The sequence below is a fragment of the Streptomyces longhuiensis genome (genome assembly GCF_020616555.1).
Lineage (GTDB): Bacteria > Actinomycetota > Actinomycetes > Streptomycetales > Streptomycetaceae > Streptomyces > Streptomyces longhuiensis.
The window spans coordinates 5,973,055-5,993,053 of the sequence record NZ_CP085173.1 but is presented as its reverse complement, the minus strand read 5'-3'; the positions used below and the strand labels follow the sequence as shown (position 1 = coordinate 5,993,053).

The following is a 19,999-nucleotide window of genomic DNA, read 5'->3' as shown; positions in this document are numbered from 1 at the left end:
CGCCCGAGCGCCCCTCCCAGAAACAGGACTCAACTTTAGACTGAATCTAAGCTAGGATGGTCTTCAAGCTACCGCCTGGAGGCCATCCCATGTACGAGCCGATCCGCACCAAGTCGGTCCATGCCATGGCCGACCCCGGCGACTTCCCCCACCGTTCCCGCGAGGAGGAGCTCGACATCCAGCTCGCGGGGCATCTGGCGGCCCTGCTCGCGGTCACCGACGAACTCGGCCTGGACGAGGTGGGTGACCGCATCGCCGGCCAGGTCGCCCGGCTGCGCGGCACACCGCCCGCCCGGCACACCGGCCGGACCGACGCGTCCGCACTCGCGCTCCACCGCCGCGCCCACGCACTCGCGGGCCGCGCGCTGGTGGTGGCCGCGTCCCGCGCCGACACGGCGGCCGCGATCCTCGCGGCCGAGCAGATGGACGCGCACACGGCGGCGATCACCGCCGCCATCACCCCCGCCGCACCCGCTCGACTGGTCGGCGCCCTCTGACGGCCCCGGTCCGCGAGCCGGGGAGGCGCGCGGACCGGGTGCCCTTCATGTACCGCTCCTGACGACCCGGCGGCCGCCGGACGGGGTCAGGCGCCCACGAGTTCCCTCGAACCCAACTGTTCTCGTGACGATTCGAGGTTGCGCGTCACCCGCTCGAGGTGATCGGGCGGCACTTTGCCGCTCTCGAGGAGGCGTTGGCTGCAGTTCGCCGACTCCTCATATTCTCCGATCCAGTAGGCGGCTACGGCGAGTTCGTCGAGTGAGTGCCACTCGTACCATTCGAACTCGACGAACAACGTGTCTTTCGGGTACGGAATCTGCACTGCTTGCCGCGCGAACATGTACGCAAGTGGCCAGCGCTCGCCGTTCATGCGGCAATAGCGTGCGAGTCCACCGAGGGCTTCGCCGCCGCGCGAGGGACGGCTTTCGTACGCGCGGAGGTAGCGGTCGATCACCTGAGCCGGCGGCCGGCCGATCTCCGCCGCGAGCCGTGCGGCGTAGAGGTGAGCGCAGAAGACTTCCTCGGCGTAGCCGCCCATGCGTGCCCGGCGGTCGTAGGCGGCGAGTGACTTTTTCGGCTCTCCGGCATCGCGCCAGCTCTGGGCGAGGTAGAAGACGTAGCGGGAGTTGTCGGGTTCCTTGATCAGGCCTTTCTGAAGGATCTTGGCGTCCCGCAGGTACTTCTTCCGCTGGCCCTCTTCCTTCAGCCGTGCGCCGCCCCCCACCGAGAGGATGTTGGCGCCCTTGAACGTCCCGAGGCTGAACGACGTTCCGCAGTCGATGTACTCGTGCAGGACGCCGACGTAGCGCCAGGGCAGCCGGGTCGAGACCAGGGCCTGGCGCCAGTGGATGAGCGTCCCGCTGTGCAGCGCGACATGGTAGGCGTCGTGTGTCAGCTCCGGCATGCGAAAGCCGGGCTCCATCTCCATCAGGTCGTCGGCGTCGATGAACAGCAGATAGTCGGCTTCGGAACGCGCCAGGTCGATCGCCTCGCTGCGGCTCCCGTCGTATCCCTTCCAGGGCCTTTCGTGCAGGGCGCCGGGCAGATCGCTGAAGACGTCACGGATGACGTCCTGGGTGCCGTCGGTCGAGCCCGTGTCCAGGATGACCCAGGTGTCGATCAAAGGGCGCACGGATTCGAGGCAGCGGCGGATGACATGGGCCTCGTTCTTGACGATCATGTTCAAGCAGATCGTTTGTTTCACAGGTTTCATCCTGCTCTTTGAGGTAAATCACCGAAACGGACAGGCGTCTGACTGCACGACACCGGCCAGGCAGACGCGGCGAGTTGATGCGGCGAGGGAACGCGCGACTGTTCCCGCGGCGACGCAGCGCCGGATCGGGCTCTATCGCTTACGCTCCAGCAGCGCGACGGTCAGGCCACTGAGGGGGACCGTCCCGCCGGTGGTGTACTGCGCACGCAGCGCCTCGGCCTGACCTGCGGGGACCGCATTCAAGGGATCCGGATCATTGCCCGGTACCACCACCCAGATGCGACTCTCGCCTCTCAAGCACGTGACCGGCGCCGGACAATAAACCGGAAACAGTTCATTGTTCTCGGCCGCCGATTTGGCGACGAATACTTCCCGCAGCTTCAGACCGGGCCGAAGATAATAGCGAACTCCCTGGTCCAGCATCCATGGAGCTCCCTTGACATAGACCGCCGCATCTCCGGAGCGGTAATACTTTTCAATGGTCCGCGCGGCCGCCTTGTAGTCCGCATTGTGCGGGACATCGTGTTCGAATTCCCCTCTCATCCTGCGCTGGTCGGGCAGCACGAGCAGACCGACCACGGCCAGAACCACGCCGACCGTCAGCCAGGACCGCGCCGCCCGGGCAAGGCCGGCCCCCGCCAGCACCGCCCAGACCGGCACCGTGAACATGGCGTACTGAAAACGGAAGTAGGAGACATCCCCGTGGGACGCCGCCCACAACACGAAGGGAGGCAGCAGGGCCACGGTGAAGCACAACAGAAGGGCATCACGGCGCTCGGTCCGCCGCGCCATGGCGGCCAGCGTGATCACCACCCCGGCACACAGGCCGGAGGCGAACACCTGGGGCCAGATACCGACCAGGCCCCACAGGTCAGGCTCAGGAACCCAGAAGAGCTGGCGGGACGCCTGCGACGTGCCCAGCACGACCACCGGGATCACACCGGCCGCACCCGCCAGAGCAGCGACGCAGAAGCGCCAGAAGACGCCGCCCTCCGCGCGGGATCGGTGGACGACCACGGCGAGGTGCCCCACTAGTACGGTCAGCGCGATCAGGTGCAGCAGCCCGACGACCGCCACACACAGGGCGTACGCCGCCCAGCGCCACCAGCGCCTCGGCGCGTCGAGGGCTCGGAGCAGCAGGAACGTCGCCAAGGTCGCGACCAGGACCACCAGGGCGTAACTGCGAGCCTCCTGAGCGAACCGGCTCACGACGGGGATCAGGGCGAAGAGCAGCCCGCCGCACATCCCGGCACGTGAGTCGAAGAGCCTGCGCCCGATCAAGGCCACCAGGGCGGCTGTTCCGCTCATGGCCAGCACCGAGGGCATGCGCATGGCTGTCTCGGAGTCGCCGAAGACGGCCATCCACCCGTGCATCAGAACGTAGTACGTGGCATGCACCGCGTCGACGTTCTGCAGCATCGCCAGAATCTGGCCCATGCTGCGCCGGCCCACATCCGAGGTGACGAGCTCATCGGTCCCCAGCTGAGGGCCGTCGATCCGGACGTACGCGATCACCAGCGTGGTCAGCGCCGGCCACATCCATAGACCGACAGATGCCCCAAGGGGTCTTTTCAGTCTCGTGCTCTCCGGCTGAGTCTCTGCGCTCTGAACAGGACGCGTAAGGGTTGTCACGGAAACAGTCTTAGAGCCGCCGCGGTGCCGCGGGGGACAGCCACGGACAAAGAAGGCCGCCATTCGCCTGATCGGCCCTCCGATGCGGCCCCCTCAAACCGATAATCCAACTCTTTCACCGACCAGAGTAGGCACAGCACACCAATGGATCTCTTATGGTCCATTTATGCTGGGCCATTGTATTGATCGCTTTGCGAGCCACTCAACCGCATTGCGCCCACTGTCGAAAGATCCCGAGGGAGGCTCAAAAGGGCTTCCGGAAGAAACCACACAGGTTCCCCAAGGAGTAAATTAGATGAGTCCTGAAAACGGGACCCGATCCAAGCTCGGCCCGCTTCCCCGGCGCGGCAGATGGATCGCAGGCAGTGCGGTGGCATCGCTGGCTGTCGTGATGCTCGGCTTCACCAGCCCCGCGCTGGGGCTTGCCGCGACGTCGCACACGGCCGGAGTAACCCCGGCAGGGGCGAAGGGCGACGACAAGTGCAAGGACAAGGAGCATCGCTACGGCGCTCCCGGTGTCCTTGGCTACAGCGACAAGGACAAGGGTAAGGACAAGAACAAGAACAAGTGCAAGGGAGACACCGGGCCCACGGGTAATACCGGCAACACGGGCAACACGGGTGACACCGGGAACACTGGGAACACCGGGGACACGGGGAACACGGGCGACACCGGGAACACCGGGAACACCGGCAACACCGGGAACACCGGCAACACGGGGAACACCGGGAACACGGGCAACACCGGGAACACGGGCAACACCGGCAACACCGGGAACACCGGCAACACCGGCAACACCGGCAACACCGGCAACACCGGGAACACGGGCAACACCGGGAACACGGGCAACACCGGCAACACCGGGAACACCGGCAACACCGGCAACACCGGGAACACGGGCAACACCGGCAACACGGGCAACACCGGCAACACCGGGCCGTGCACCGACATCGACTCCTACGCCCCCTCGAACACCGAGGGCTTCTCCGCGGTCCTTCTCCCCAACGGCGATGCTTACGCCTTGAAGCAGGACCCGCGGGGTGCCACGGAGGACGACACCGACGACGAGGTCAACTGGGAGCTCATCTCCGACAACGCCAACTTCCCCGACGGTGCCTGCGCCATCGCCATCGAGGATCAAGGCAACGACGCCTACATCAAGGTGATCACCCAGAGCGGCGAGGTGTGGCAGACCCACGGGGACACCAACGGTCAGAACTGGATCTGGAACGAAGGCTGGGTCCAGATCGAGCCGCCGGCGACGCTAGCAGCGACCCGATCCTCCAAGTTCATGCGCGCGCTGCCCGAGGGCACCCCGCTGAACCGATCTGTCCCGAAGAGCCAGATGCGACCCTGACCTCGGCAGGATCCCTCTGAAGTGTGCCGTGCCCGGACCACTCGGGTACGACGCACCTGAGTGAGACGGCCGCGCCCGGTACGGAAAAGCGTTCGGCCCCCGAAGCCGGTGGTGTGGCTTCGGGGGCCGAGGTGCGACGGGCCTGTGATGACGACGCCACAGGTCAGGGCGGAAGTCGTTCGAGCCCGCCGCGTTGTCCTGCGGAAGCGGGTCAGCCGAGCCGGGCGACCAGCGCGCGGTACTCGTCCCACAGCTCCTTCGGCGTGTGGTCACCGAAGGTGTTGAGGTGCTCGGGGACCAGGGAGGCCTCGTCGCGCCACACCTCCTTGTCGACCGTCAGCAGGAAGTCGAGGTCGGAGTCGGCCAGTTCGAGGCCGTCCGTGTCGAGGGAGTCACGCGTCGGCAGGATGCCGATCGGCGACTCGACGCCCTCGGCCTTGCCCTCCAGGCGCTCGACGATCCACTTCAGGACACGGCTGTTCTCGCCGAAGCCGGGCCACACGAACTTGCCCGCGTCGTTCTTGCGGAACCAGTTCACGTAGTAGATCTTCGGCAGCTTGGACTGGTCCTTGTCCTTGGCCACGTCGACCCAGTGGGCCATGTAGTCGCCCATGTTGTAGCCGCAGAACGGGAGCATCGCGAAGGGGTCGCGGCGCAGCTCGCCGACCTTGCCCTCGGCGGCGGCGGTCTTCTCGGAGGCGACGTTCGCGCCGAGGAACACGCCGTGGTTCCAGTCGAAGGACTCGGTCACCAGCGGTACGGCGGAGGCGCGGCGGCCGCCGAAGAGGATCGCCGAGATCGGCACGCCCTTCGGGTCCTCCCACTCGGGCGCGATGATCGGGCACTGCGAGGCGGGGGTGGTGAAGCGCGCGTTCGGGTGCGCGGCCGGGACGCCGGACTCGGGGGTCCAGTCGTTGCCCTTCCAGTCGGTGAGGTGGGCGGGAGTCTCCTCCGTCATGCCCTCCCACCAGATGTCGTTGTCGTCGGTGAGCGCGACGTTCGTGAAGACGGAGTTGCCCCACAGCGTCTTCATGGCGTTGGCGTTGGTGTGCTCGCCGGTGCCGGGCGCGACGCCGAAGAAGCCGGCCTCGGGGTTGATCGCGTAGAGGCGGCCGTCCTCGCCGAACCGCATCCAGGCGATGTCGTCGCCGATGGTCTCGACGGTCCAGCCGGAGATCGTGGGCTCCAGCATGGCGAGGTTGGTCTTGCCGCAGGCGCTCGGGAAGGCGGCGGCGACGTACTTGGACTCACCGTGCGGCGGGGTCAGCTTGAGGATGAGCATGTGCTCGGCGAGCCAGCCCTCGTCGCGCGCCATGACGGACGCGATGCGCAGGGCGTAGCACTTCTTGCCGAGCAGGGCGTTGCCGCCGTAGCCGGAGCCGTAGGACCAGATCTCGCGGGCCTCCGGGAAGTGCGAGATGTACTTCGTGGAGTTGCAGGGCCACGGCACGTCCTGCTGGCCCTCGTCCAGCGGCGCGCCCAGGGTGTGGACGGCCTTCACGAAGAAGCCGTCGGTGCCGAGCTCGTCCAGGACGGGCTGCCCCATGCGCGTCATGGTGCGCATCGAGACGGCGACGTAGGCGGAGTCGGTGATCTCGACGCCGATGGCGGAGAGGTCCGAGCCGAGCGGGCCCATGCAGAACGGGACGACGTACATCGTCCGGCCCTTCATCGAGCCGCGGAAGATGCCGCCGTCGCCCTCCTTGCCCTGGAAGATCTCGCGCATCTCCCCGGGGGCTTTCCAGTGGTTCGTGGGGCCGGCGTCCTGCTCCTTCTCGGAGCAGATGAACGTCCGGTCCTCGACGCGTGCGACGTCGGTCGGGTCGGAGGCGGCGTAGTACGAGTTCGGGCGCTTGATCGGGTCGAGCTTCTTGAACGTGCCCTTGTCGACCAGTTCCTCGGCGAGGCGCTCGTACTCGGCCTCGGACCCGTCGCACCAGACCACACGGGCCGGCTGCGTCAGTTCGGCGATCTCGTTGACCCACGAGATCAGTTCCTGGTGCTTGGTGGGGACAGTGCCCAAGGAAACGGGAGCCGCGATGTCGCGCGCCACGATTGCTCCTAAATGAGGGGTTTTTGTTTGTTGCCCCTTGGGGGCTGCGACCCGGATGCTTCACGTGTTGATCCCTCTGGCGCTCATCCGGTGCCGACCGCACTCATATGATCATCCGACGCGGGCGCGCATATGTCCAGAGGGCCCCACACCTGAGCGACGTGAGGATCGCCACTCGTTTGCGTCACCGGCCGTCGCTGTTGTTCGTTACTTACGGCCCCGTAGGTACGATGCGGCTCATGACTGCCGCCACGCCATCCGAAGTGACCGCGACAGAGTCCGTTCCGGTGAAACCACGGCTGCGCGGCTGGCTGCACGCGGGAATGTTCCCCGCGGTCGTCATCTCCGGCCTGGTGCTGACCGCCCTCGCGGACTCGACCCGCGGCCGGATCGCCTGCGGGATCTACGTCCTGACAGCCTGCCTGCTCTTCGGCGTGAGCGCGCTCTACCACCGGGGCAACTGGGGCCCGCGCGCCGACGGCGTTCTGCGCCGCCTCGACCACGCGAACATCTTCCTGATCATCGCGGGCACCTACACCCCGCTCACGATGCTGCTGCTCCCGGAGGCCAAGGGCCAGTGGCTGCTGTGGGGCATCTGGGCGGCCGCCGCGGCGGGCATCATCTTCCGCGTCTTCTGGGTCGGCGCCCCGCGTTGGCTCTACACGCCCTGCTACATCGCGATGGGCTGGGCGGCCGTCTTCTTCCTGCCCGACTTCCTGCACGCGGGCGGCACGGCCGTGCTCGTCTGCGTGGTCGTCGGCGGGCTGCTGTACAGCGCGGGCGGCGTGATCTACGGGATCAAGCGCCCGAACCCGTCGCCGCGCTGGTTCGGCTTCCACGAGGTCTTCCACTCGCTCACGCTCGCGGCGTTCGTCGTGCACTACGTGGGCATCTCGCTGGTGGCGTACCAGCACGCCTGACCTCGCCCTTCACCCTTCTGGCCGCGACTTTCGAGTCGCGGCCATTTTTTTGTGCCCCGCCCCATGCGTCCTTCGTGACGCGCCCCTTGCGCCCGGGCCCGGGCCCCTTGTGGCCGGATCCAGAGATTGACAGCGTCCACCTTTTGAGAGTTACTGTCATTTCATGGTTACTGTCACCAAGCAGAACTCACCGCGGGACGGCGTGCGGCGCGACCCGCGCCGCTGGTGGGCGCTCGGCGCCCTGGTCGCGAGCATGCTCGTGCTCGGCTTCGACATGACGATCCTCAACGTGGCGCTGCCGACCATGGCCGCCGACCTCGGCGCGGACACCGGTCAGCAGCAGTGGACGGCGGACTCGTACGTCATCGTCTTCGCCGCCCTGATGCTTCCGGCCGGGCTGCTCGGCGACCGGTTCGGGCGGCGCCGGATGCTCATCGCCGGACTCGGCGTCTTCCTCGCGGGCTCGCTCGTGGGGGCTCTCGCGAGCGACGTCGGCCGGGTGATCGGCGCCCGCGCGCTGATGGGCGTCGGCGCAGCGCTCGTCATGCCGCTCGCCCTGTCCGTGCTGCCCTCGCTCTTCGCCCCCGACGAGCGCACCAAGGCCGTAGGCATCATCTCCGCGGCCTCGGCGGTCGGCATGCCGCTCGGCCCGATCCTCGGCGGCTGGCTCCTCGACCACTTCTGGTGGGGCTCGGTCTTCCTGGTCAACGTCCCGATGGTCGCCATCGGCATCACGGCCTGCCTGTTCCTGCTGCCGGAGACCCGCGACCCCGCCTCACCGCGGGTCGACGTCGTCTCCACCGCCCTCACCGCGGCCGGCCTCGGCGCCCTGATCTACGCGATCATCGAGGCGCCGCACCGCGGCTGGACCGACCCGGTGGTGCTGGTCCTGTTCGCGGCCTCTGTCGCCCTGGTCACCGCCCTCGTCCTGCGCGAGCGGCGCAGCGAACGGCCGCTTCTCGACCTCACCCTGCTGGCCCGCCGCGGCTTCCTGCTCAACACGCTCGCGGCCACCCTCGGCATGTTCGTCCTGTCGGGCCTGATGTTCGTGCTGCCGCAGTACCTCCAGGCCGTCCTCGGCAACGACGCGCTCGGCACCGGCGTACGGCTGCTGCCGATGATGGCCGGGATGCTGGTGGCCGCGAAGTGCGCGCAGCCCCTGGTCACCAGGTTCGGACCGCCCGCGGTGATCAGCGCCGCGCTCACGGTCCTGGCCTTCGCCGCGTTCCTCGGCAGCCGCACCACGGCCGGCTCCGGGTACGGGTTCACCGCGCTGTGGCTGGGCATCGCCGGGGTCGGCTTCTCCTTCGCGCTCGTCCCCGCGATGGGCGCCGCGCTGTCGGCGCTGCCCGCGGACCGGGCGGGCAGCGGCTCCGGCCTCCTGATGACGGTGCGGCAGGTGGGCGGCGCGCTCGGAATCGCCCTGCTCGGCGCGCTCCTCGCCGGGGCCTACGGCAGCCGCCTCGACACCGCCGGCCTGCCCGGTCCCGCGGCGGACACCGCCCAGGACTCCGTGCTGGCCGCCCACGCGGTGGCCGCGAAGCTCGGGGACCACGCCCTCGCCTCGTCGGCGAACACCGCGTACCTGCACGGCATGAACGTGGTGCTGGTCGTCGTGGGCGTCGCGTCGCTGGTCACCGCCCTGCTCGCGGCCGCCCTGCTCCCCCGTACCGCGCCGTCCGCCGGCGTGGCCCCGGCCCCCGGCGATGCCCGAGAATGAGCCCCATGGCCGCCTCCGCACGCTCCACCCCCGCCGCCGACCGCCCCGGGATGGGCCTACGCGAACGCAAGAAGCTCAAGACCCGGGTCGCGATCAGGGACGCGACGTACCGCCTGATCACCGAGCAGGGGTACGACGCGACGACGGTCGAGCAGATCGCCGAGGCCGCCGAGGTGTCGCCGTCCACGGTGTTCCGGTACTTCCCGACCAAGGAGGACATCGTCCTCACGGACGAGTACGACGCGGTCCTGGAGTCCGAGCTGCGGGCGCGGCCCTCGGACGAGTCGATCGTCGACTCGCTGAAGCACGTGATCGCGCAGGCCGTGCACCTCGGGTTCGACGACGATCCCGAGGTGTCACGGCTGCGGACCAGACTCCAGGTCGAGGTGCCCGCGGTGCGCTCCCGGATGATGGAGTCCATGTCCGTGACCGGGCAACTGCTGTGCCGGGTGATCGGCGAGCGCACCGGCCGCGACGCCGACGGACTCGAGGTCCGCGTCTACGCGATGGCGCTGGTCGGCGCGCTCATGGAGACCACCCTGTACTGGGCCGAGCACGGCCACCGGGACGAGCTGCGCGACCTCATGGACCGCACGCTGGAGACGTTCAGGAACGGTCTCTAGGGCCTCTCTCGGATCAGGCAGGGCTCGACGGCGTCCGGCTCGCTTCAGTCCTGCAGCTTCACCGCGAGCTGCTGGGCGTCGGTGACGGGGGCGTCGCAGGTGAAGTTGCGGCACACGTACGCGGCCGGGCGGCCGTCGACGAGCGGCCGGTCCGCCAGCAACGGCAGTTCGCCGGAGCCGGGTCGGCCCGCCGCGACGACCGCTCCGGGCGCCGTGCCGAGCAGCGCCGTGCGGTGGAGTTCACCGCCGATCTCGCCGACGACGGCGACCTCCTTCGGCCCGTCGAGCAGCGCCTCCGCGACGGCGAGCCCGTGCCCGATGAAGCGCGGCGCGCGCGGGCCGAGCGCCCGCACGACGCCCAACGCCCGCTCGGCGGCGGTGCGGTGAGGCTCCGACCCGGTCTGCGCCGCGTACGACAGCAGCGCGCCCGCCGCCGCGCTCCAGCCCGAGGGCGCCGCGTTGTCGGTCGGGTCCTGCGGCCTGCGGATCAGCTGCTCCGCGTCGGCCGCCGTGTCGTACAGCGCGCCGGACTCCGCGTCGGTGAACTGGTCGAGGACATGGTCGAGGAGGAACCCGGCGAACTCCAGCCAGACCCCCTCGCCGGTCACGGACGCCAGCGTGAGGAAGCCCTCGGCGACATCCGCGTAGTCCTCCAGGACCCCGGCGTTCGCGCCGGCGCGGCCGTCCTTGCTGGTACGGGCGATGCGCGCCCGCGCGTCCATGTGGAGCCGTACGAGGAGATCGGCGGCGGCGAGCGCGGCCTGCACCAGGTCCGGGCGGTCGAAGTACGCCCCGGTCTCCGCGAGCGCGGCGATCGCCAGGCCGTTCCACGCGGCGACGATCTTGTCGTCCCGGCCGGGTGCCGGCCGCTCGGCGCGCGCCGCGAACAGCCTGCGCCGCACGTCCTCGATCCGAGCAGCGTCGAACTCGACATCCTGCTTGGGGAGTTGGAGAACCGATGCGCCCTCCTCGAAGGTGCCCTGCTGCGTCACGCCGAAGTACTGGGCGGCCAGCGCGGCGTCCGCGTCCCCGAGCACCTCGCGCAGCTGCTCGGGCGTCCACACGTAGAACGCGCCCTCGACGTGGCGGCCCTCGGCGTCCTCGCTGTCCGCGTCCAGCGCGGACGCGAACCCGCCCTCGTTCGTCCGCAGTTCCCGCACCATGAAGTCCGCGGTCTCCAGCGCGACCCGCCTGGCCGTCTCCGAACCGGTGGCCCGCCACAGATGCGCGTACGCGCGGCACAGCAGCGCGTTGTCGTAGAGCATCTTCTCGAAGTGGGGCACGACCCACTCGCGGTCGACGGAGTAGCGCGCGAAGCCGCCGCCGAGCTGGTCGTAGATCCCGCCGCGCGCCATCCGCTCGCAGGTGTCGTCGGCCATCTGGAGCGCGCCCTCGGCGCCGGTGCGGGCGTAGTGGCGCAGCAGGAACTCGATCACCATCGACGGCGGGAACTTGGGCGCGCCGCCGAACCCGCCGTTCGTCGCGTCGTACTCGCGGGTCAGGCCGAGCAGCGCCTGCGCGAGCTCGCCCTCGCCGGGGACCTGTGTGTCCCCGTACGGCAGCTCACGCCCGGACAGATCGCCCACGATCTTCGCGGCGACCTCGGCGACCTCGTCCTTGCGCTCCGCCCACGCCTGCGCCACGCCCTCCAGGATCTGCGGGAAGGACGCCATTCCGTGTCGGGGCTCGGGCGGGAAGTAGGTGCCGAAGTAGAACGGCTCGGCCTCGGGCGTGAGGAACACGGTCATGGGCCAGCCGCCCTGGCCGGTGGCGGCCTGCACGGCCTCCATGTAGACGGCGTCGACGTCGGGGCGTTCCTCGCGGTCGACCTTGATGTTGACGAAGCGTTCGTTCATGAGGGCGGCGGTCGTCTCGTCCTCGAAGGACTCGTGCGCCATGACGTGGCACCAGTGGCAGCTGGAGTATCCGACGCTGAGCAGCACCGGGACCCCGCGCCGCCGCGCCTCCTCGAAGGCGTCGGCCGACCACGGCCACCAGTCGACGGGGTTGTCGGCGTGCTGGAGGAGGTAGGGGGACGTCTCATGGGCCAGTCGGTTCGGCATGCGTCCCATCCTCGCGCACGCCGGTCGCCGATCGGCCCTTTGATCCCCGGCCTCTCGCGCCGTGACCCCATACGCAGCACACTTGACGCGGAACCGTTGCCGCCGGAGGGGGACCTGAGATGCGAGACAGCCATCGGGCGGAAGCCGAGGGGCTGTTGGCCCGGGCCGTGGAAGAGGAAGTACGGCGTTCGGGTGGGCGCACGGACGGCGGGGTACTGCTGTCCCGTGCGCGCGGTGCGCTCGACGCCATGGCGGAGACCGCCGCCGAGGAGTACACGCAGTTCACCCATGCCCTGGACGAGGCCGAGGCCGGGCAGATGTCGTTCGGGCAGCGCTTCACCCAGGAGCGCGGGTCGACTCCGTTACTGGTCACGGCCGTTGCCTCGGTCGGCGCCTGTGTGGCCGACCTGCTGCTCGGTACGGGCGCGGGGACCGCGGTCGGCGCGGGCGCGACCGTCGCCGTGGTGGGCGCCGCCACGACCGTCGCGAAAGTGACGGCCTCCCATGTGCCCGCCGCGAGCCGCCGCGCCGGAGCGAGGAGCCAGCCCGGCGGACCCGAACAGCTGAGACTGCAGTGGCTGACGGCGCTCGACGTCCGGGGGATCCGGCCGTTCCTCGACCAGCAACGCGTCCTAGCCGCCACCGCGGGGACCGGCGCGAAGAAGCCGACGCCGCAACTGCGCCGCACCGACAAGAGCGCGGCGGCCAGGCGGCGCAATGTCCTGGAGCAGTCCTTCGGCCAACTACCGGAGCCGGAGGGCCCGTTCGCGGGCCGCAGGGCGCAGATGCAGCGGATCGCGCAGTGGGTGCACGCGGCGCGCGCGAGCACCGAGACCCGGCCCACCGTCGTCGTGCTGCACGGCGCGCCCGGCTCGGGCCGTACGACGCTCGCGGTGCGGGCGGCGCACGAGCTGCGTGACCAGTTCCGCGGCGCGTGCGTGGTGGACCTGCGGGGAGACGCGCCCGAGGCCCCGCTGTCGACCCGGGACGCGCTGCTCCATCTGCTGAACCGGCTCGGCGCGCCGCGCGAGCAGCTGCTCTTCCGGGAGCGTTCCTCGCAGGAGCAGCAGGTACGCCGCCTGAGCGAGCTGTACCACCAGCATCTGACGGGGCTTCCGGTCACGATCGTGCTGGACGACGCGGTCGACGCGGAGCAGGTGCGCACGCTGGTCCCCGAGCGGTCCGACAGCCTCGTGCTGGTGACGGCGCGCAAGCCGCTCGACCTGCCCGCGGACGTCCCGGCGTGGGTGCACCAGGTGCCGGTGGACGCGCTGGACGCGGCGGGCTCGGAGGAACTGCTTCGTGAGTCCGCGGAGGACGCGTCGGGCCCCTACGACTCCGAATCGTCCGACACCGTGAGGGAGTTGTGCGGCGGTCTGCCGCTGGCGCTGCGCATCGCGGGTTCCGCGATCGGGCCGCGCACGACCCGCGCACTGGCGTCCGACCTGGGTGCGTACGGGCCCGTGGAGCCGGTCGAGCGGGTGCTGTGGCTGCGCTACACGGACCAGTCCGACGCGGCCCGGCGGCTGCTGCGCCGGCTCGCGCTCGCCGGGCGGGCCTCGCTCGGGGCGGCCGCGGCGGCCGCGCTCCTCGCGACGGACGAGTCGGAGGCCACCCGCCATCTGACGGCGCTGTCACGCGCGGGGCTGATAGACCACGTGCGGGGCAGCCGGTACCGGCTGCACGACCTCGTCCGCTCCTTCGCGCAGGCCCGCCTCCTCGACGAGGAGGAACCGGCCGAGCGGACGGCCGCGCAGGAACGCCTCATCCAGAACTACGCGGAGCTCGCGGACTCGGTGATCCGGCTGGTCGACGGCAAGATGTCGACGCGCGCCGGCCAGATCGGCCCGCACGGCTTCACCTCGCTGGACGCCGCGCTGCGCTGGCTCGACGACGAGTCCAGCTTCATCACGGCGACGCTGCGGGGCGCGGAGGGCGTCGACCAGGCCGCTGTGCTCAATCTGCTCGGCGCGCTGTGCGACTACTGCCTGCTGCGCGGCGACCTCTACCGCCTGGGCGAGATCAGCGAGCTCACCCAGGCCGTCGACCAGGGGCTGCTCGTGCGCTCGGTCCAGTGGCGCACGGGTATCGCGGCGCGCCAGCTCGGCGAGCTCGACAAGGCGCGCACGACGCTGGCGTCCGTGGTGGACCTGTACTTCGAGGCGCACCACAACGCGGGCGCGGCGCGCGCCCTGTGCTCGCTGGGCATCACGCTGCACCACCAGGGCCAGCTCAAGGAGGCGTCGGCGAAGCTCCGCGAGGCCCTCGACCTGCAGATCACGGACGAGACGTCGGGCGACCGGGGCTGGACGCTGCACGCGCTCGCCGCGGTGGAGCGGGACCGGGCCCATGTGAAGGAGGCGCTCGACCTGCTGACCGCGGCACTGGACCTGCACCGCGAGAACGAGTCCGTGCACGGCGAGGCGTGGGCGCACTTCCAGCTGGGGCAGCTGCGCCTGCGGATGGGCGACGTGCCGGATGCGGAGCGCGAGCTGCGCACCGCCCTCGACCTGTACAGCCGTACGCGCGACAGCCGGGGCGAGGCCTGGGCGCTCACCCAGCTGGCGCGGGCGCGCCTGGTGGACGGCGACGCGTCGGCGGCCGTCGACGGACTGCGCCAGGCCACCTCGCGCCACCGCGACAACGAGGACGCGCGCGGCGAGGCCTGGACGCTCTACTACCTGGGCCAGGCCCTGGAGGAGAGCGGCAACCTCGACCAGGCGGTACGCGAGCTGGAGCGCTCCCGCACGATGTTCTCGCGGATGCGCGACGTGTACGGGCTCGCCTGCGCCCGCCATCACTCGGCCCGCGTCACGCGTGACCAGCGCGCCGCGCAGACGGGCTCGCTGCGCAACTCCGGCTTCGCGCGTCAGCTCCTGGTCGACGCCCGCGCCGACTTCCAGCGCATCGGCGTCGCGCACGGCGAGGGGTGGACCTGCCTGGAGCTGGCGGTGGTGGACGCGGGCAACGGGCGCGCGGCCCAGGCCCTGACCCTGTGCGAGGAGGCGGCGGCGCTGTTCGCGTCGTACGGCGACCGCCGCGGCGGGGACTGGGCGAACTTCCTGCGCTGCACGCTGCTGCCGTACGCGTCACCGGGCGGCTCGGAGATCGGCACGGCGGTGGCACAGGAGGAGCTGTCCCAGCTCGCCCGCACCACCCACGCCGGCCGGGACGGCAAGCTCGACGACTACGTGGAGGCCTACCAGCTCCTCCTGGAGCGCGGCGCGGACCTCGAGGCGGGCTGGCAGGCCTGGCGCCTCGGCATGGTCCCGAATCGGCACGCCCGTGACGTGATGGGCGTGGAGGTGAGGGCGGGGCGCTGAGGGCACACGGGCGCCGGGAGTGCGCGGGCGCCTGAGCGCCGGGGCGCAGCACGAAGGCGCTCGGCGCGGCTCATCGCCGTGCCGAGCGCGTTCCGTCCTGCGGGGCGTCAGCCCTTGGCGGGCGAGGCCGGGGAGGCGCCGGAGCCGGTCGCGGAGTCCGCGGCTGCGTCCGGCTTCTCCTTGAAGTCGACCTTGCCCATGTGGCGGTTCATCGACTTCATCAGGCCCCAGACGGCGACGGCCATCACCGCGAAGACGATGAAACCGAGGACGCCCGGGGTCACCTTGTTCTCGTCGACCTCCTTGGCGAGGGGGACGAGATGCGTCATTGCCAGGCTTGCGCTTGCGCTCATGTCAGGCATTGTCGCGGATGCCCGCAAAGAGGTCGTCCTCGGGGAGGGAGGTATCGACGAGAGACTTCGCGAGCTCGTACTCCTCGGTCGGCCACACCGCCCGCTGGACGTCCATCGGGACGCGGAACCAGCCGCCGTCGGGGTCGATCTGCGTGGCGTGCGCGATCAGCGCCTTGTCGCGGATCTCATAGAAGTCGGCGCACGGGATGTGCGTGGTGAGCGTCCGCTCGACCCGCTCGAACTCGTCCCAGCGCTTGAGCCACTCCGCGTACGGCGACTCCAGGCCCCGGTCCAGCATCGCCTGGTGCAGCGCCTCGGTGCGCGGCCGGTTGAAGCCCTGGTTGTAGTAGAGCTTCTGCGGCTGGTAGGCCGGGCCGAACTCGGACTCCGGGTACTTCTCGGTGTCCGCCGCGCCCTCGAACGCCACCATCGAGATCTTGTGGGTCATGATGTGGTCGGGGTGCGGGTAGCCGCCGTTCTCGTCGTACGTCGTGACGACCTGCGGGCGGAACGAGCGGATCTGCCTGACCAGCTCACCCGCCGCCTTGTCGACGTCCTCGAGCGCGAAGCAGCCCTCGGGCAGCGGCGGCAGCGGGTCGCCCTCGGGCAGGCCCGAGTCGACGAAGCCCAGCCACTCCTGGTCGACGCCCAGGATCTCGCGCGCCTCGTCCATCTCCTTCTTGCGTACCTCGTGGATGTTCTCCTCGATGTACGTGTCGCCCTGGAGCTTCGGGTTGAGGATGGATCCGCGTTCCCCGCCCGTGCAGGTCACGACAAGGACGGCCACCCCCTCGGACACGTACTTGGCCATGGTGGCCGCGCCCTTCGACGACTCGTCGTCGGGGTGGGCGTGCACCGCCATCAGTCGCAGCTGCTCAGTCAAGACAAGATCCTCAGTGAATGACTCGGTGAATAAGGCGCCCTCGGTCATACAGCGCAATGGGCGGCTTCTATAGTGACCGAACCGGGGGGCGGAAAATTCCGGCAGTCTGTCCGGGGCCGGTCCTCGACCGCCCCGCGCGAGAGGATCGATCATGAGTGCGGTGAGTGAGCAGCTCCCCGACGGCCGCTACGGCCGTTCCCGCTCCGCCGACGAACGCGCGGACCGCACTCTGAAGATCGTCGGCGCCGTGCTCGGCGCCCTGCTCGTCGTCCTGATCGGCTGGTTCGGCTACCACTACGTCTTCGGCACGAAGATCAGCGCCGAGGTCATCACCTTCAAGGCCTCCGACGAGGCGGTCAAGGTGCACCTCGAGGTCCGTAAGGACACCGACGCGAAGGGTTACTGCACCATCCGGTCGCAGTCGGCCGACGGCGCCGAGGTGGGCCGCGCGGACTTCCGCTTCGACCAGCGCGACAGCCGGATCGACAAGGTCGTGACGCTGCGCACCACGTCCCGCGGCACCAGCGCGGAGCTGCTCGGCTGCCACACGGGCTGACCGCACGGCGGCCATACCTCGGCCACACCGTTGCCGCATCGACGGCCGTCCGGGTTTCGATGCCTGACCTGCATCGACGAATTCTTGATGGCATATGTCCTCCCCCTTCGGCGCCTGAATTGTTAGGCTCGTGGTTTCGCCCTCCCGTGAGAGCACATGCTTCTGGGTAGGGCGATGCTTTGTATTCCCAGTACCTACGAGGAGCACCTGTGACCCAGACCAGCGAAGACGTCACCTGGCTCACGCAGGAGGCGTACACCAAGCTCAAGGACGAGCTGGAGTACCTGTCTGGTCCCGCGCGCGCCGAGATCACCGTGAAGATCGCGGCGGCACGCGAGGAGGGCGACCTGCGCGAGAACGGCGGGTACCACGCGGCCAAGGAGGAGCAGGGCAAGCAGGAGCTCCGCATCCGCCAGCTGACCCAGCTCCTGGAGAAGGCCAAGGTCGGCGAGGCGCCTGCCGCGGCCGGCGTCGCCGCCCCCGGCATGGTCGTCACGATCGCCTTCGACGGCGACGAGGACGACACCATGACGTTCCTGCTCGCCTCGCGTGAGTACGCGAGCGCCGACATCGAGACGTACTCGCCGCAGTCCCCGCTGGGCTCCGGCGTGAACGGCAAGAAGATCGGCGAGGACGCCCAGTACGAGCTGCCGAACGGCAAGCTCGCCTCGGTGAAGATCCTGGCGGCGAAGCCCTACAACGGCTGATCCGACCGCATGACGAAGGCCCCCGGCGCGTGCTGCGCCGGGGGCCTTCGCGTGGTCGCGTGCCGGGCCGTATCGGTCCGGCCGCCGCGGTCGGGCTGTCGCCGTCAGGCCGTCGCGTTGCGGTACTTGCGGACCGAGAGCGTCCGGAAGACGACGATGATCAGGACGGACCAGATCAGCGAGGCCCACACGGCGTGCTGCATGGGCCACGCGGGGGACGTCGAGACACCTGGATTGCCGAAGAGCTCGCGGCAGGCCTGGACCGTGGCGCTGAACGGGTTCCAGTCGGCGATGTGACGCAGCCAGGGCGTCATCTGGCTGGAGTCCACGAACGCGTTCGAGATGAACGTCACCGGGAAGAGCCAGACCAGCCCGCCCGACGTGGCCGCCTCGGGGGTGCGTACGGACAGGCCGATGAGGGCGCCGATCCACGTGAACGCGTATCCGAGGAGGAGCAGCAGGCCGAAGGCGCCGAGGGCCTTCGGGAGGCCCTCGTGGATGCGCCAGCCCACCAGGAGCGCGACGATCGCGAGGACGAGCAGGGTCAGGGCCGTCTGCACGAGGTCCGCGAGGGTGCGTCCGGTGAGGACGGCGCCGCGGGACATCGGCAGCGATCTGAAGCGGTCGATGAGGCCCTTGTGCATGTCGTCGGCGATGCCCGCTCCGGCGCCCGCCGTGGCGAACGTGACGGTCTGGGCGAAGATGCCGGCCATCAGGAACTCGCGGTAGACCGCGGGGTCCGTGGTGCCCCCGATGTTCATGGAGCCGCCGAACACGTAGCTGAACAGCACCACGAACATGATCGGCTGGATCAGCCCGAAGATGACGACCTCGGGGATCCGCGTCATCCGGATCAGATTGCGCTTGGCGACGACGAGGGAGTCCCGGACCGACTGCACGGGGCCGCCCGCGGGGCGGGGGGCGAGGGGCTGGGTGACGGCGCTCACTTGTCGGCCTCCTTCTTGCGCTTGGACTGCTTGGCGGCGCCCGCCCCCGAGCCGTTCTCGTCCTCCTTCTCCTCGGCCGCGTGGCCGGTGAGGGAGATGAAGACGTCGTCGAGGGTGGGCCGGCGCAGACCGATGTCGTCGATCTCGATGCCGCGGGTGTCCAGCTCCCTGATGACCTCGGCGAGGAGCTTGGCGCCGCCGGTGACGGGGACGGTGAGCTTGCGGGTGTGCTGCTCGACGGTGGTCTCGCCCTTGCCGAACCCGGCGAGGATCTCGGCGGCGGACGTCATGTGCTCCCGCTCGTGCACCACGACCTCGACGCGCTCGCCGCCGGTCTGGGCCTTGAGCTGGTCGGAGGTGCCGCGCGCGATGACGCGGCCGTGGTCGATCACGCAGATGTCGTGCGCCAGGTGGTCGGCCTCTTCGAGGTACTGGGTGGTCAGCAGCAGGGTCGTGCCGCCGGCGACCAGCTCCTGGATGACCTCCCACAGCTGCAGCCTGTTGCGCGGGTCGAGTCCCGTAGTGGGCTCGTCCATGAACATCACGGGCGGCGAGACGACGAGTGCGGCGGCCAGGTCGAGCCGGCGGCGCATGCCCCCGGAGTACGTCTTCGAGGTCCGGTCGGCGGCGTCCGCGAGGTTGAACCGCTCGAGCAGCTCGGACGCCCGCGCCTTCGCCTCCTTGGCCTTCATCTGGTACAACTGGCCGACCATTTGCAGGTTTTCACGACCCGTCAGATACTCGTCGACCGCGGCGAACTGGCCGGAGAGGCCGATCGAGCGCCGCACCTCGTTCGGATGCTTGAGAACGTCGATGCCCGCGACGACGGCCCTGCCGCTGTCCGGCGTGAGCAGCGTCGTCAGGCAGCGCACGGCAGTGGTCTTCCCCGCCCCGTTCGGACCGAGCAGGCCGAGGACCGTGCCCTCCGGGACATCGAGATCGACGCCGTCCAGAGCCCTGACGTCGCCGAAGGTCTTCACCAGACCTTCGGCGTAGATGGCGCCTGGCATGTGGCTTCCCCCATGGGTTGTGGGTGACCTGTTCGGTTGCCTTGCTCGGCAAGATCTTAGGTAGGTCCGCCTGGGCACGCCCGACGGACGCGTGACGTGGGCCACACGGTATCGCGATACATCGCGTCCCCTCAACCGGTT

General features: G+C 69.7%; 16 protein-coding genes. 8 read left to right on the top strand and 8 right to left on the bottom strand.

The annotated features are described in order from the left end of the window. Positions 1 to 89: 89 nt before the first annotated feature. The gene (locus LGI35_RS27785) at positions 90 to 497 is read left to right on the top strand and encodes an SCO4983 family protein (RefSeq protein WP_227296981.1); all 408 of its coding nucleotides are present in this window, start codon (positions 90 to 92) and stop codon (positions 495 to 497) included. Positions 498 to 583: 86 nt separating this feature from the next. Here the strand turns inward: LGI35_RS27785 and LGI35_RS27780 are convergent, their stop codons facing one another. Both LGI35_RS27780 and LGI35_RS27775 read right to left on the bottom strand, forming a co-directional pair. After that, positions 584 to 1,702 carry a glycosyltransferase gene (locus LGI35_RS27780; RefSeq protein ID WP_227296980.1) on the bottom strand — a complete coding sequence of 373 codons (1,119 nt, stop codon included), beginning with the start codon at positions 1,700 to 1,702 and terminating at the stop codon, positions 584 to 586. Between the two features lie 141 nt (positions 1,703 to 1,843). After that, positions 1,844 to 3,250, bottom strand: a complete 1,407-nt coding sequence (locus tag LGI35_RS27775) for a glycosyltransferase family 39 protein (protein ID WP_227296979.1) — start codon at positions 3,248 to 3,250, stop codon at positions 1,844 to 1,846. 463 nt (positions 3,251 to 3,713) lie between these two features. Here LGI35_RS27775 and LGI35_RS27770 point away from each other — a divergent pair, with 463 nt between their 5' ends. Then, a complete protein-coding gene (locus tag LGI35_RS27770) occupies positions 3,714 to 4,700 on the top strand; it encodes a hypothetical protein (protein WP_227296978.1) in 987 nt (328 codons plus the stop codon). 211 nt (positions 4,701 to 4,911) lie between these two features. Here the strand turns inward: LGI35_RS27770 and LGI35_RS27765 are convergent, their stop codons facing one another. Next, the gene (locus LGI35_RS27765; protein ID WP_227296977.1) at positions 4,912 to 6,753 is read right to left on the bottom strand and encodes a phosphoenolpyruvate carboxykinase (GTP); all 1,842 of its coding nucleotides are present in this window, start codon (positions 6,751 to 6,753) and stop codon (positions 4,912 to 4,914) included. Between the two features lie 239 nt (positions 6,754 to 6,992). Here LGI35_RS27765 and trhA point away from each other — a divergent pair, with 239 nt between their 5' ends. The 3 genes from trhA to LGI35_RS27750 all read left to right on the top strand — a co-directional run bounded on the left by trhA (position 6,993) and on the right by LGI35_RS27750 (position 10,016). Beyond that, positions 6,993 to 7,673: a PAQR family membrane homeostasis protein TrhA gene (gene trhA / locus LGI35_RS27760; RefSeq protein ID WP_376220360.1), complete on the top strand. Its 681-nt coding sequence runs from the start codon at positions 6,993 to 6,995 to the stop codon at positions 7,671 to 7,673. 163 nt (positions 7,674 to 7,836) lie between these two features. Beyond that, a complete protein-coding gene (locus LGI35_RS27755; RefSeq protein WP_227296975.1) occupies positions 7,837 to 9,393 on the top strand; it encodes a DHA2 family efflux MFS transporter permease subunit in 1,557 nt (518 codons plus the stop codon). After that, the gene (locus tag LGI35_RS27750; RefSeq protein WP_376570729.1) at positions 9,390 to 10,016 is read left to right on the top strand and encodes a TetR/AcrR family transcriptional regulator; all 627 of its coding nucleotides are present in this window, start codon (positions 9,390 to 9,392) and stop codon (positions 10,014 to 10,016) included. The genes LGI35_RS27755 and LGI35_RS27750 overlap by 4 nt, the downstream gene beginning before the upstream one ends. A gap of 44 nt (positions 10,017 to 10,060) precedes the next feature. On the opposite strand, the gene LGI35_RS27745 is transcribed toward LGI35_RS27750, so the two are convergent. Beyond that, the gene (locus LGI35_RS27745) at positions 10,061 to 12,079 is read right to left on the bottom strand and encodes a thioredoxin domain-containing protein (protein ID WP_227296973.1); all 2,019 of its coding nucleotides are present in this window, start codon (positions 12,077 to 12,079) and stop codon (positions 10,061 to 10,063) included. Between the two features lie 119 nt (positions 12,080 to 12,198). On the opposite strand from LGI35_RS27745, the gene LGI35_RS27740 reads away from it, so the two are divergent. Then, complete coding sequence (locus LGI35_RS27740; RefSeq protein ID WP_227296972.1) at positions 12,199 to 15,402, top strand: tetratricopeptide repeat protein; 3,204 nt, start codon at positions 12,199 to 12,201, stop codon at positions 15,400 to 15,402. A 107-nt stretch (positions 15,403 to 15,509) separates the two neighbouring features. On the opposite strand, the gene LGI35_RS27735 is transcribed toward LGI35_RS27740, so the two are convergent. After that, the gene (locus LGI35_RS27735; RefSeq protein ID WP_227296971.1) at positions 15,510 to 15,764 is read right to left on the bottom strand and encodes a hypothetical protein; all 255 of its coding nucleotides are present in this window, start codon (positions 15,762 to 15,764) and stop codon (positions 15,510 to 15,512) included. Continuing rightward, positions 15,757 to 16,638 carry a mycothiol conjugate amidase Mca gene (gene mca, locus LGI35_RS27730; protein ID WP_116510560.1) on the bottom strand — a complete coding sequence of 294 codons (882 nt, stop codon included), beginning with the start codon at positions 16,636 to 16,638 and terminating at the stop codon, positions 15,757 to 15,759. Before mca ends, LGI35_RS27735 begins: the two co-directional genes overlap by 8 nt. A gap of 151 nt (positions 16,639 to 16,789) precedes the next feature. On the opposite strand from mca, the gene LGI35_RS27725 reads away from it, so the two are divergent. Together LGI35_RS27725 and greA are read left to right on the top strand one after the other, a co-directional pair. Further along, the gene (locus LGI35_RS27725) at positions 16,790 to 17,194 is read left to right on the top strand and encodes a DUF4307 domain-containing protein (RefSeq protein ID WP_227296970.1); all 405 of its coding nucleotides are present in this window, start codon (positions 16,790 to 16,792) and stop codon (positions 17,192 to 17,194) included. Between the two features lie 209 nt (positions 17,195 to 17,403). Continuing rightward, positions 17,404 to 17,901, top strand: coding sequence for a transcription elongation factor GreA (greA, locus tag LGI35_RS27720; protein ID WP_227296969.1), 498 nt, complete (start codon positions 17,404 to 17,406; stop codon positions 17,899 to 17,901). Positions 17,902 to 18,005: 104 nt separating this feature from the next. Here greA and LGI35_RS27715 read toward each other — a convergent pair whose 3' ends face one another. Together LGI35_RS27715 and LGI35_RS27710 are read right to left on the bottom strand one after the other, a co-directional pair. Further along, positions 18,006 to 18,848: an ABC transporter permease gene (locus LGI35_RS27715; protein ID WP_227296968.1), complete on the bottom strand. Its 843-nt coding sequence runs from the start codon at positions 18,846 to 18,848 to the stop codon at positions 18,006 to 18,008. Further along, positions 18,845 to 19,858: an ATP-binding cassette domain-containing protein gene (locus LGI35_RS27710; protein WP_227296967.1), complete on the bottom strand. Its 1,014-nt coding sequence runs from the start codon at positions 19,856 to 19,858 to the stop codon at positions 18,845 to 18,847. The genes LGI35_RS27715 and LGI35_RS27710 overlap by 4 nt, the downstream gene beginning before the upstream one ends. Positions 19,859 to 19,999: the final 141 nt, after the last annotated feature.

What these genes read in the sequence shown, in the direction of transcription:
- LGI35_RS27750 (WP_376570729.1), top strand. Translation starts at nt 9,390, where the DNA reads ATGAGCCCCATGGCCGCCTCCGCACGCTCCACCCCCGCCGCCGACCGC.
- LGI35_RS27740 (WP_227296972.1), top strand. Translation starts at nt 12,199, where the DNA reads ATGCGAGACAGCCATCGGGCGGAAGCCGAGGGGCTGTTGGCCCGGGCC.
- LGI35_RS27755 (WP_227296975.1), top strand. Translation starts at nt 7,837, where the DNA reads ATGGTTACTGTCACCAAGCAGAACTCACCGCGGGACGGCGTGCGGCGC.
- LGI35_RS27735 (WP_227296971.1), bottom strand. Translation starts at nt 15,764, where the DNA reads ATGCCTGACATGAGCGCAAGCGCAAGCCTGGCAATGACGCATCTCGTC.
- LGI35_RS27785 (WP_227296981.1), top strand. Translation starts at nt 90, where the DNA reads ATGTACGAGCCGATCCGCACCAAGTCGGTCCATGCCATGGCCGACCCC.
- trhA (WP_376220360.1), top strand. Translation starts at nt 6,993, where the DNA reads ATGACTGCCGCCACGCCATCCGAAGTGACCGCGACAGAGTCCGTTCCG.
- LGI35_RS27725 (WP_227296970.1), top strand. Translation starts at nt 16,790, where the DNA reads ATGAGTGCGGTGAGTGAGCAGCTCCCCGACGGCCGCTACGGCCGTTCC.
- LGI35_RS27745 (WP_227296973.1), bottom strand. Translation starts at nt 12,079, where the DNA reads ATGCCGAACCGACTGGCCCATGAGACGTCCCCCTACCTCCTCCAGCAC.
- LGI35_RS27710 (WP_227296967.1), bottom strand. Translation starts at nt 19,858, where the DNA reads ATGCCAGGCGCCATCTACGCCGAAGGTCTGGTGAAGACCTTCGGCGAC.
- LGI35_RS27775 (WP_227296979.1), bottom strand. Translation starts at nt 3,250, where the DNA reads ATGTGGCCGGCGCTGACCACGCTGGTGATCGCGTACGTCCGGATCGAC.